Annotated in this window: 9 protein-coding genes and 1 pseudogene; 8 read left to right on the forward strand and 2 right to left on the reverse strand. The window is 64.5% G+C overall.

Annotated elements, in window-relative coordinates; genetic code table 11:
- The 4 genes from I5M_RS13070 to I5M_RS13085 all read left to right on the forward strand — a co-directional run.
- Window positions 1-842, forward strand: an 842-nt coding sequence (locus I5M_RS13070) for a class II fructose-bisphosphate aldolase (RefSeq protein ID WP_022721807.1), incomplete at its 5' end; no start/stop codon positions are given.
- A 150-nt stretch (window positions 843-992) separates the two neighbouring features.
- Window positions 993-2,378, forward strand: coding sequence for a ribulose-bisphosphate carboxylase (locus I5M_RS13075; RefSeq protein ID WP_031336252.1), 1,386 nt, complete (start codon window positions 993-995; stop codon window positions 2,376-2,378).
- Between the two features lie 463 nt (window positions 2,379-2,841).
- A complete protein-coding gene (locus I5M_RS30920; protein WP_051048739.1) occupies window positions 2,842-3,129 on the forward strand; it encodes a hypothetical protein in 288 nt (95 codons plus the stop codon).
- A gap of 238 nt (window positions 3,130-3,367) precedes the next feature.
- The gene (locus I5M_RS13085; RefSeq protein WP_022721810.1) at window positions 3,368-5,059 is read left to right on the forward strand and encodes a methyl-accepting chemotaxis protein; all 1,692 of its coding nucleotides are present in this window, start codon (window positions 3,368-3,370) and stop codon (window positions 5,057-5,059) included.
- A 116-nt stretch (window positions 5,060-5,175) separates the two neighbouring features.
- On the opposite strand, the gene I5M_RS33125 is transcribed toward I5M_RS13085, so the two are convergent.
- Complete coding sequence (locus tag I5M_RS33125; protein WP_022721811.1) at window positions 5,176-5,337, reverse strand: hypothetical protein; 162 nt, start codon at window positions 5,335-5,337, stop codon at window positions 5,176-5,178.
- Between the two features lie 479 nt (window positions 5,338-5,816).
- Between I5M_RS33125 and I5M_RS13095 the strand changes: the two genes are divergently transcribed.
- Both I5M_RS13095 and I5M_RS29695 read left to right on the forward strand, forming a co-directional pair.
- Window positions 5,817-6,062 carry a FeoA domain-containing protein gene (locus I5M_RS13095; RefSeq protein WP_031336255.1) on the forward strand — a complete coding sequence of 82 codons (246 nt, stop codon included), beginning with the start codon at window positions 5,817-5,819 and terminating at the stop codon, window positions 6,060-6,062.
- A gap of 10 nt (window positions 6,063-6,072) precedes the next feature.
- Window positions 6,073-7,952 (forward strand): annotated as a pseudogene (locus I5M_RS29695) (ferrous iron transporter B).
- 167 nt (window positions 7,953-8,119) lie between these two features.
- Here the strand turns inward: I5M_RS29695 and I5M_RS13105 are convergent.
- Window positions 8,120-8,977: a xanthine dehydrogenase gene (locus tag I5M_RS13105; protein WP_022721813.1), complete on the reverse strand. Its 858-nt coding sequence runs from the start codon at window positions 8,975-8,977 to the stop codon at window positions 8,120-8,122.
- A gap of 247 nt (window positions 8,978-9,224) precedes the next feature.
- Here I5M_RS13105 and I5M_RS13110 point away from each other — a divergent pair, with 247 nt between their 5' ends.
- Together I5M_RS13110 and nifA are read left to right on the forward strand one after the other, a co-directional pair.
- Window positions 9,225-10,130 (forward strand): SDR family NAD(P)-dependent oxidoreductase, encoded by a 906-nt coding sequence (locus tag I5M_RS13110; protein ID WP_022721814.1) that lies wholly within the window; start codon window positions 9,225-9,227, stop codon window positions 10,128-10,130.
- 290 nt (window positions 10,131-10,420) lie between these two features.
- A partial coding sequence (gene nifA / locus I5M_RS13115; protein ID WP_040771698.1) for a nif-specific transcriptional activator NifA occupies window positions 10,421-11,839 on the forward strand: 1,419 nt, incomplete at its 3' end.

The following is an 11,839-nucleotide window of genomic DNA, read 5'->3' on the forward strand; positions in this document are numbered from 1 at the left end:
AGGATCACGGCAACGACGAATCGACCTGCGCCACCGCGATCCGCTACGGCTTCACCTCGGTAATGATGGACGGCTCGCTCAAGGCCGACGCCAAGACCGCCGCCGACTATCAGTACAATGTCGACATCACCCGCCGCGTCACCGACATGGCGCATTGGGTCGGCGCTTCGGTGGAAGGCGAGCTCGGCGTGCTCGGTTCGCTGGAGCACGGCGGCGGCGAGCAGGAAGACGGCCACGGCGTCGAGGGCAAGGTCAGCCGCGAGCAGCTGCTGACCGATCCGGACCAGGCGGTCGACTTCGTCCGCGCCACCAAGGTGGACGCGCTGGCGATCGCGATGGGCACCTCGCACGGCGCCTACAAGTTCTCGCGCAAGCCGGACGGCGACGTGCTGGCCATGAAGGTGGTCGAGGAGATTCACCGCCGCCTGCCGAACACGCACCTCGTGATGCACGGCTCGTCGTCGGTGCCGCAGGACCTGCAGGACCTGTTCAACAAATACGGCGGCGCGATGCCGCAGACGTTCGGCGTGCCGGTCGAAGAGATCGTCCGCGGCATCAAGCACGGCGTCCGCAAGGTCAACATCGACACCGATTGCCGCCTGGCCATGACCGGCGTGTTCCGCAAGATCGCGACCGAGCACAAGGCCGAGTTCGATCCGCGTAAGTTTCTGAAGCCTGCGATGGATGCGATGCGCGACGTCTGCAAGCTGCGCTTCGAGCAGTTCGGCACCGCCGGCAACGCCTCGAAGATCAAGGTCATTCCGATGTCCGAGATGGCCAAGCGCTACAAGTCGGGTGCGCTCGATCCGCAGATCGGCGAGGTCGCCCGCGCCGCCGAGTAGTTCGACGTCGTCAGCAACGCGGACCAACCGCGGCTCAAAACATCACGGGGAGATTTCACGCGCGGGGAGCAGGGTCTCCGCGCGGCCGCGTGCGCGCGGGCATTTTCGATATGCATCACGCCGGCGATGGCCGGTTACCAGGAGTTCGTCATGGACCAGTCCAATCGCTACGCCAATCTCAATCTCAAAGAGAGTGATCTGATCGCCGGCGGCCGCCACGTGCTGTGCGCCTACATCATGAAGCCGAAGCCGGGCCATGGCAGTTATCTGCAAGGTGCGGCGCATTTCGCCGCCGAGTCCTCCACCGGCACCAATGTCGAAGTCTCGACCACCGACGACTTCACCCGCGGCGTCGACGCCCTCGTCTACGAGATCGACGAAGCCAAAGAGCTGATGAAGATCGCCTATCCGATCGAGCTGTTCGATCGCAACATCATCGACGGCCGCGCCATGATCGCGTCGTTCCTGACCCTGACCATCGGCAACAATCAGGGCATGGGCGACATGGAATACGCCAAGATGTACGATTTCTACGTGCCGCCGGCGTACCTGAAGCTGTTCGACGGGCCGTCGACCACGATCAAGGACCTGTGGCGCGTGCTCGGCCGGCCGGTGGTGGACGGCGGCTTCATCGTCGGCACCATCATCAAGCCGAAGCTCGGCCTGCGGCCACAGCCGTTCGCCAACGCCTGCTACGATTTCTGGCTCGGCGGCGACTTCATCAAGAACGACGAGCCGCAGGGCAACCAGGTGTTCGCGCCGTTCAAGGACACGGTGCGGGCGGTCAACGACGCCATGCGCCGCGCCCAGGACAAGACCGGCGAGGCCAAGCTGTTCTCGTTCAACATCACCGCCGACGATCACTACGAGATGGTGGCGCGCGGCGAGTACATCCTGGAGACGTTCGGCGAGAACGCCGACCACGTCGCGTTCCTGGTCGACGGCTACGTCGCCGGCCCGGCCGCGATCACCACGGCGCGCCGCCGCTTCCCCAAGCAGTATCTGCACTATCACCGCGCCGGCCATGGAGCCGTGACCTCGCCGCAGTCAAAGCGCGGCTATACGGCATTCGTGCTGTCCAAGATGGCCCGCCTGCAGGGCGCCTCGGGCATCCATGTCGGCACCATGGGCTACGGCAAGATGGAGGGTGAAGCCTCCGACCGCGCCTCGGCCTTCATGATCACGCAGGATTCGGCCGACGGTCCCTACTATCACCAGGAATGGCTCGGCCTGAACCCGACGACGCCGATCATCTCGGGCGGCATGAACGCGCTCCGCATGCCGGGCTTCTTCGACAATCTCGGCCACTCCAACCTGATCATGACGGCGGGTGGCGGTGCGTTCGGTCACGTCGACGGCGGCGCCGCCGGAGCCAAGTCGCTGCGCCAGGCCGAGCAGTGCTGGAAGCTTGGCGCCGATCCGGTCGAGTTCGCCAAGGATCACCGCGAATTCGCCCGCGCCTTCGAAAGCTTCCCGCAGGACGCCGACAAGCTCTACCCGAACTGGCGTGCCAAGCTGAAGCCGCAGGCGGCCTGAGACGTCAGGCCTCCTGATAGCGGGAGGCCGGCGAGTGTACTGACTAACCAAAAGCGGCCCGCGGTGCACGCGGGCCGTTTTTATGCCTTTTGCCTGCGTAGCATTCCGAGGCGGCGCGCCTTGCTACAGCCGCATGGGCAACACGGCGATGCATCCGCCGCGGTGCGTCAGCCCTCGCAGGTCGGAAAACTCTCAGCGAGAACAACAGGCTGCACGGATGTACCGTTGTCGCGACGTCGCGTCTGCGACCGGTTTGGTGAAGAGTAGATAGCGCTGACTTGTTAGTTGACAGTCAACCTTGCGGTGCGCGGGCGCTTGCGTCCGGCTGCGCTCGCGTCATGCTTGCAGTCGTGACGGTCGGCGCGTACGGCGCGATGACGTCGTTCTCGCCGGCCGACGGGTCGATGGAACGCGGGAGGGCGTCATGTCCCACCATCACTCTCGGACATACTCGTTTCAGCTCGTGCTCGGCGGCGTGCTGCACGACTGCAATTTCTTCCTGACCGATGATCGGATGATCACCGTTACCGTCGGCGGTCGGAGACGCAGCGAAATGCTGGGCGGCGCCCCGCCGCGTGCATTGGCGACGACGATCGCGATCGAGCTGCTGCATGAGCGGCCCGTCACCGCGCCGGCGAACGAACTCATCACCCATCAGGAGCGGCGAACCTGGCTGGATCGTCTGTTCGGTCGATCGATCGAGCACTCGACACCGCATCCCGGCGAAATAACACATCAGGGGTTGAATTGATCGTTTTCGCTCGCAACGAGATGGTTAGTTGGCGTGCCCCGCGCCACGACGACGGCCTTCGCCCCGTTACGTAGTTTCACTGGGTTCCAAATTAACAAGTCCGAAAGGCTGAGGTCACAAACTACTTGTGATCCCGAACGGCTTTGAGTCTGCGACAACGCCGCCACGAATCGTCGCGCCGATTTTCTGCGTGCGAGATCAAGTTGGAAATGCAAGTTCGCCACAAGGATGGCCGTCGATGTTCGCCAAACTCTCGATCCGGACCAAGATCACCTCACTCGTCGCCCTGCTGCTCTTGGCCATTTGCGGGCTCGGCGGCCTCGGGCTGATGAAGATGAGCACGCTCAACAACAGCACCGTGGATATCGGGGGTAATTGGCTTCCCAGCGTGCGGGTGCTCGGTGAAGTGCGCGCGCAGCTCGCTCTGTATCGCGTCGCTTTGCGCGATCATCTCATCGAGCAGGGCGCCGACGGCAAGCTTGCGGTTGAAAAGCGCCTGGGCAAGAGCAAGGAGGCGCTCGACGGTGCGCTAGACCGCTACAAGAAGCTGGTGTCCTCGGCGGAGGAACAGCAGCTGTATGACGCCCTCGTCAAGGACTGGGGCCTGTATGCGGAGGCTGCCGGCAAAGCCTTCGACATTTCCCGCAAAGACGTCGGACAGTTCTCGACCTCCGCATGGGACTCTATCACTAAGAATGCGGTGCCGATCGGAAACCGGATCGATCAGTCGCTGCAGAGAGACATCGAGCTGAACGACAAGGGTGCGAACGAATCGGTAGCAACGGCCGACAGCACCTACCGGGCGGCATTCTGGATGGTGCTGGGCATTCTCGGCTTCGCCATTCTGTTCGCCGTCGTCGCCAGCTACATGGTGATCAGCGACATTGCGAACGGCATTGCTTCGATCATCACGCCGATGCAGCAACTCGCCAAGGGCGAGCTCGCCGCCGAGGTGCCCCACCGCGGCGAGACCACCGAGATCGGCGCCATGGCCAACGAGCTGCAAATCTTCAAAGAGGCGCTGATCGCCAAGCGCGATGCCGACGCCGCCGCGGCCCGCGAAGCCGAGGAGAAGATCGCGCGCGGTCAGCGGGTCGACGCTGCGACGCGTCAGTTCGAATCCGCGATCGGTGAGATCGTGCAGACGGTGTCGTCGGCCTCGACCGAGCTCGAGGCTTCCGCGTCGACGCTCAGCTCGACCGCCGAACACGCTCAGGAGCTGACGACCTCGGTGGCGGCCGCCTCGGAGGAGGCGTCCACCAACGTGCAGTCGGTAGCCTCGGCGACCGAAGAAATGTCGTCCTCGATCACCGAGATCAGCCGTCAGGTTCAGGAGTCGTCGCGCATCGCGTCCGAAGCCGTCGAACAAGCGCGCAAGACCAATGACAGCGTCGGCGAACTGTCTCAGGCCGCGGCGCGCATCGGCGACGTGGTCGAACTGATCAACACCATCGCGGGGCAGACCAACCTGCTCGCCCTCAACGCCACCATCGAGGCGGCGCGTGCCGGTGAGGCGGGACGCGGTTTCGCCGTCGTCGCCGCGGAAGTGAAAGCGTTGGCGGAGCAGACCGCCAAGGCCACCGGCGAAATCGGCCAGCACATCTCCGGGATCCAGTCGGCCACCAACGTGTCGGTGTCGGCTATCGAGGCGATCGGCCACACTATCGGCCGCATGTCGGAAATCGCTTCGACCATCGCTTCGGCGGTCGAAGAACAGGGCGCCGCCACGCAGGAAATCTCCCGCAACGTGCAGATGGCCGCGCGCGGCACGCAGCAGGTGTCGTCGAGCATCACCGACGTGCAGCGCGGCGCCACCGAAACCGGCTCGGCATCGTCGCAGGTCCTCTCGGCCGCGCAGTCACTGTCTCAGGACAGCACCAAGCTCAAGATCGAAGTCGCCAAGTTCCTCGACACGGTGCGGGCCGCTTAAAAAGGAGCGTAGAGCGGATAAGAACTTGTAGGGCGGATGAGCCGAAGGCGTCATCCGCCGCAAGCGATTGTGTGGCGGATGACGCTTCGCTCATCCGCCCTACATCGTCCACAGCGTCAGAACCGCTTGGCGATCAGGAGGCAGAGCAGCACGGTTCCGGTCGAGGCGAAGATCGTCGCCATGTTGGCGAGATTGCGGGTGACGACGGCGGACACTGCCGACAACGCCACAGCCGGGCTTTCGCTCTGTTTCTTCTTTGACTTGGGTTTCGCTGCCATCGTGCCCCCGTGGCGACCGCGCCCCTGGCGGTCTGCAGCAGCAGCATCGCACCGGGCGCTGGCCGAAGAATTAAACGGAAACGATTTTCCGCATCGATTGCGAGCCATGGTTTACGGCCCGCCTCGCCGCGACTGGCGCATCGGCAACGCCGGTTGGAAATGATCCAGACACAGCGCAGGTTTGTGCCAAATCAATCACTTCGGCGGCCGGTTCGGCTTAGATGCGAATTGATAGCGCCTGTTACAATCGTTCTAAACTCCCTTCGGCGCACGTATCGGTGTCTTGACCTTCACATGCGGCGATTGGAAAACGGGCGATGACCAGCACCCCTCTTCAGCACGGCCTCAACCCTCGCGACCACGAGGGCGTGCGTCATGCGAACGGTCATTCGGCTCCTCACGGCGCGCCCCACGCGACGAATGGCCATCACCCCAATGGTCATCACCAAAATGGCCACCATCAGAACGGCCATCAGCCGATCCTGCTCGGTCAGGCCCGCCGCGGTTACCGCGGCGTCGTCCAGGCGATCGATCCGCATCGCGTCGCTTCGGCGCTGAGCCCGGTCGAACTGGAGAGCCGGCTGATCGAACTCGGCTTCGTCGAGGGCGCCAAGATCGAGGTCCTGCACGAAGGCATCATCGGACGCGATCCGATCGCCGTGCGGGTCGACAACATCACCATCGCCGTACGCCGCCGCGAGGCGATGGCGGTGGTTCTGTCATAATTCCAGTCAGATGAGTTCAGTGGAAGCCCAGCCCTTCAACCTCGCGCTGGTGGGAACGCCGAACAGCGGCAAGACCTCGCTGTTCAATGCGCTCACCGGCAGCCGGCAGAAGGTCGCGAATTATCCCGGCGTCACCGTCGAGCGCAAAACCGGCCTGTTCACGACGCCGGAGGGGCGCACCGTCAGCCTGGTCGATCTGCCCGGCACCTATTCGCTGCGCGGCCGCAGCCCGGACGAAGAGATCACCCGCGACGTCGTGCTCGGCCGCAAGTCCGGCGAGGTCGTGCCGGATCTCGTTCTGTGCGTCGCCGACTCGACCAATCTGCGCCTGACGTTCCGGCTGATGCTGGAGCTGAAGTCGACCGGCCGGCCGCTGATGCTCGTGCTCAACATGTACGACATCGCGATGCGCCGCGGCGTCACCGTCGACGTCGAGAAGCTGACCGCGCGCCTCGGCATCCCGGTCGTCACCTCGATCGCGGTGCGCAAGGGCGGCACCGCCGAGCTGCTCAAGCGAACCGACGAATTCGCCGCGCAGGCCAAGGCGCCGTTGCGCGACAACGACTGGCATCCGCTGTCGACCTCCGAGCTGCGCGCCCTACAGCGCGAGGCCGATCGCATCATCGCCGATTGCGTCAGCCTGCCGGCGAGGCCGCACACCGTCACGGCGAAGGTCGACCGCGTGGTGCTGCATCCGGTCGCCGGTCTCGTCATCCTGGTGCTGCTGCTGTTCGTGATGTTTCAGGCGGTGTTCAGTTGGGCGCAGCCGATCATGGAGCTGATCTCGGGCGGCTTCGAAGCGCTCGGCCAGTTCGTGCACGATACGCTACCCGAAGGATTGCTACAGAGCTTCCTGCAGAACGGCGTGATCTCCGGCGTCGGCAGCGTGCTGGTGTTCCTGCCGCAGATCATCATCATCTTCCTGTTCATCCTGCTGCTGGAAGACTTCGGCTACATGGCGCGCGCCGCGTTCCTGATGGACCGCATCATGGGCGGCGCCGGCCTGCACGGCCGCGCTTTCATTCCGCTGCTGTCGAGCTTCGCCTGCGCGATTCCGGGCATCATGGCGACGCGGGTGATCGACAACAAACGCGACCGTCTGACCACCATCCTGATCGCGCCGCTGATGACCTGTTCGGCGCGCATCCCGGTTTACACGCTGATCATCTCGGCCTTCATCCCGGCCAAGCAGGTCTTCGGCTGGATCAATCTGCAGGGGCTGGTGATGTTCGGCCTCTACAGCGCCGGCATCTTCAGCGCGCTGGCGGTGTCGGCCCTGGTCAAGTTCTTCATGTGGCGCGACTACGAGCGGGCGCCGTTCATGCTCGAGCTGCCGGACTACAACTGCCGCGTCTGAAGAGCGTCGGGATCGGCATCTACATTCGCGTCAAGATGTTCCTGCAGCGCGCCGGCACCACGATCTTCTCGATGATGGTGCTGATCTGGTTCCTGGCCTCGTTCCCGCGGCCGCCGGCCGGCGCCACCGAGCCGGCGATCGATTTCAGCCTGGCCTCGATCATCGGCCACGCCATCGAGCCGGTGCTGGCGCCGCTCGGCTTCAACTGGCAGATCGCCGTGGCGCTGATCCCCGGCATGGCGGCCCGCGAAGTCGCGGTCGCGGCGCTCGGCACCGTCTATGCGATCGAAGGTGGCAAGGAAGCCGCCGAACAGATCGGCGAGGTGCTGGCTTCGAAATGGAGCCTCGCCACCGCGCTGTCGCTGCTGGTCTGGTACATCTTCGCCCCGCAATGTGCCTCGACGCTGGCGGTGATCAAGCGCGAGACCGGCAGCTGGGGCTGGATGTGGGTGACCTTCGCCTACATGTTCGCACTCGCCTACGCGGCCAGCCTGATCACCTACAACGTCGCCGTCGCGCTGGGCGCGGGCTAGGTTTGTCGCGCATTTATTCCTGAGATCTCTTCAAGAGGGCGTCATCCTGAGGTGCGCGCGTAGCGCGCCTCGAAGGATGGGCGGCAAGTGCCCGCGGCTCATCCTTCGAGGCTCGCCCTCCGGGCGAGCACCTCAGGATGACGCTGTCTGCGTCGATAGCTTGTTACTTACGCCGGATCGAACGGCAGCACGGCGGCTGAGCGGCGCGGTGTCATTGTTTCCGCCTCCACCGCGCGCATCACCGCCGCCGCGATGGTGCGGCCGCGGTCGTCGATGCCGGTCCATTGGGCGTGGCGGCCGCGCGGATCGATCTCGACCAGCTTGACCTTGGCCGGCACCTCGACGCCGTCGCGGACGATGCCGCGGACGATGCCATCGCATGGTGCGTGCACCGCGCTGCCGGCCAGATGTCCGAGCGCGAAACCCCGGAACACCCGGCTGCCAATCTCCACCGCGCTGTGCCAGCGCCCGGCCGCCACCGAATATTGAAAGCGTTCGGCGCCGACGCCGCCGAGCGGGCTGGCCATGCCGTCGGCCGCGTCGGTCCAGCCGTCGCGCACCATGAGGCCGCTGCGGCCGGGCCGGGTCTCGATCGCCACATCGCAATTGACGCTGGTCGAGAATCCCGGGCCGAGCCCGATACTGAGCCGCGCCAGCGCGCGCAGGTCCGGGGTGACGCGGTGCTTCTGCATCCGCGCGTCGATCAGGATGTCGAAGCCGGCGACCGGCAGCAGGTCGGCCAGCGCCAGCCACGTGACCTGGATGCTGGGGGCGCGGTTCAGCGCGGTGAATATCTGCGCCCCGTCGTCCGCGCGCCGGCAGGCGATGCCATCGACACTGACCTCGTCGCCATACAGCGCGTCGTGAAACGCCATGCGGCGGCGGATCACCGGCGGAAACGCATCGTGCGACATCACCACATGGCAGCCGGCGCGATAGAGATGCACCGCGACCGCCGAAGCGATCTCGCTTGTGCCGAGCACGATCACAGTGCGCTTGGAGAACTGACCGATCCGGTGATGCATGCGAGGCTCGCTGTGAGGTCTGCGCAGCCGTGTAGCAAGAGCCGGACCATGTCGGAGTGTTTCAGGCTTGCTGCATCATACTACCGATGACGCGGCGCATATGTCGGAAAGCGGACGATTGTGTTGGTGAAGGCGCCGAACGCAATGTCGGGCTGATGACAGCAATTGGCAAAACGCCAGCAATCTCAGAGGCCCTGCGTTTGGCCCGCTTCCTGCAATTCCTTATGGCAACAGTCGAGGGAGCGCGATGTACACCGAGCCACTGCATGCCGATCAACCGCGGCACGCCGCACCTCCGCATGCCGAGCATCCGCATGCTGCACGTCCCGTTCATGCCGAACATCCCGGGGCGCCGGCCGTCGGGCCGCAGGGTGGCGCCTGTCCGTTTCATAACGATCAGCGCGAGTCGCGCGCCGGCAAGCAGAAGACGTTGGTGCTCACCGGTGCCTCGCGCGGCATCGGCCATGCCACCGGCAAGCTGTTCTCCGACGCCGGCTGGCGCATCATCACCTGTTCGCGCCAACCCTTCGCTGACGATCGCTGTCCGTGGGCGACCGGGCTGGAGAACCACGTCCCGGTCGAATTATCCGATCATCGCGCGTTGCCGCGGGCGATCGACGAACTCAAGGAAAAGCTCGCCGGCGGCCCGCTGCACGCGCTGATCAACAATGCGGCGATCTCGCCCAAGAGTGCCGAGGGCGAGCGGCTGACGTCGCTCAACACACCTGTCGGAACCTGGATGAGCGTGTTCCACGTCAACCTGCTGGCGCCGGTGCTGCTGGCGCAGGGACTGTTCGAGGAACTACGCGCCGGTCAGGGCTCGATCGTCAACGTCACCTCGATCGTCGGCTCGCGCGTGCACCCGTTCGCCGGCAGCGCCTATGCGACGTCGAAGGCTGCACTGACCTGTCTCACTCGCGAGATGGCGCACGACTACGCGCCCTATGGCATTCGGGTGAACGCGATCGCGCCGGGTGAGATCAAGACCGACATCCTGTCGCCCGAAACCGAGGCCATGCTGGCGCCGACGATTCCGTTGCGACGTATCGGGACACCGGAAGAAGTCGCCAAGGTGATGTTCTTTCTGTGCTCGGAAGCGGCCAGCTATGTCACCGGCGAAGAGATTCATATCAACGGCGGTCAGCACGTATAAGCGAACTATTCGCAACTAAGCGTCGCCTCGCTTTTCGGTCGTCGGAGTTGCTGATCATTTCAGCGCTGTCCTTTGCGCTGCATCAATGCGTTCGCGACGGCGAACTTGTGGTAGTGCAGTAAGTTGCGGTGTTCAGCGGAATCTCGTTGGTTACGTTCTAAGCAGACGCAGCTACCAACTTCCGCAGCGATGCAGTCAAGATGAGCACGACATCCGACAGGAGATCATCCACACTCTCGCAAAGCTCCGGAACTAAGGGGGAGAACAGCTCGGGAGCAATGGAGGCCGCGATGGCGCAGCGCGAGATACGTCTTGTCGACCACGAGCGTTTTGCTGATCCCGAACAGTCGCGTCAACCGATGAACCCGAACCCAATACCGCTGAGCGAGATCGCGCTCACCGGCATCTTCGAGATTTCGAAGATCCTCACCGCACCGGCGAGGCTCGAAGTCACACTCGCCAACGTGGTCAACCTGCTGCAGTCGTTCCTGCAGATGCGCAACGGCGTGGTGTCGCTGCTGGCCGATGACGGCGTGCCGGACATCACCGTCGGCGTCGGCTGGGCCGAAGGCAGCGACAATCGCTACAAGGCCCGCTTGCCGCGCAAGGCGATCGACCAGATCGTCGCCACCGCAGTGCCGCTGGTCGCCGACAACGTCTCCAGCCATCCGATGTTTTCGTCGGCCGATGCGGTGGCGCTCGGCGCCACCGATGAGGTGCGGGTGTCATTCATCGGCGTGCCGATCCGCATCGATCAGCGCGTCGTCGGCACGCTGAGCATCGACCGCGTCCGCGACGGCCGCGCCAATTTCCGCATGGACGGCGACGTCCGCTTCCTCACCATGGTGGCTAATCTGATCGGCCAGACCGTCAAGCTGCACCGCGTCGTCGCCCGCGACCGCGAGCGGCTGATGGCTGAGAGCTACCGGCTGCAGAAGGAATTGTCGGAGCTGAAGCCGCAGCGCGAGAAGAAGCGCGTGCGCGTCGACGGTATCGTCGGCGAAAGCCCGGCGATCCGGACACTGCTCGCCAAGGTGAGCATCATCGCCAAATCACAATCGCCGGTGCTGCTGCGCGGCGAGTCGGGCACCGGCAAGGAGCTGATCGCCAAGGCGATCCACGAACTCTCGTCGCGCGCCAACGGCCCGTTCATCAAGATCAACTGCGCGGCGCTGCCGGAATCGGTTCTCGAGTCCGAACTGTTCGGCCACGAGAAGGGCGCCTTCACCGGGGCGATCGCCTCACGCAAGGGGCGGTTCGAACTCGCCGACAAGGGCACGCTGTTCCTCGACGAGATCGGCGAGATTTCGGCGTCGTTCCAGGCCAAGCTGCTGCGCGTGCTGCAGGAGCAGGAGTTCGAGCGCGTCGGCGGCAATCAGACCATCAAGGTCAATGTCCGCATCGTCGCCGCGACCAACCGCAATCTCGAAGAGGCGGTGGCGCGCAAGGAATTCCGCGCAGATCTCTACTACCGCATCAATGTCGTGCCGATGATCCTGCCGCCGCTGCGCGACCGGCCCAGCGACATCCCGCTGCTGGCAACGGAGTTCCTGAAGAACTTCAACAAGGAGAACGACCGCGAACTGGCGTTCGAGCCGCATGCGCTGGAACTGCTGAAGGCGTGCTCGTTCCCCGGCAACGTCCGCGAGCTCGAGAACTGCGTCCGCCGCACCGCCACGCTGGCGATGGGACCGGCGATTACCGACGCC

This window comes from Rhodopseudomonas sp. B29 (assembly GCF_000333455.1).
Lineage (GTDB): Bacteria > Pseudomonadota > Alphaproteobacteria > Rhizobiales > Xanthobacteraceae > Rhodopseudomonas.

What these genes read in the sequence shown, in the direction of transcription:
- I5M_RS13075 (WP_031336252.1), top strand. Translation starts at nt 993, where the DNA reads ATGGACCAGTCCAATCGCTACGCCAATCTCAATCTCAAAGAGAGTGAT.
- I5M_RS13085 (WP_022721810.1), top strand. Translation starts at nt 3,368, where the DNA reads ATGTTCGCCAAACTCTCGATCCGGACCAAGATCACCTCACTCGTCGCC.
- I5M_RS33125 (WP_022721811.1), bottom strand. Translation starts at nt 5,337, where the DNA reads ATGGCAGCGAAACCCAAGTCAAAGAAGAAACAGAGCGAAAGCCCGGCT.
- I5M_RS13105 (WP_022721813.1), bottom strand. Translation starts at nt 8,977, where the DNA reads ATGCATCACCGGATCGGTCAGTTCTCCAAGCGCACTGTGATCGTGCTC.
- I5M_RS13110 (WP_022721814.1), top strand. Translation starts at nt 9,225, where the DNA reads ATGTACACCGAGCCACTGCATGCCGATCAACCGCGGCACGCCGCACCT.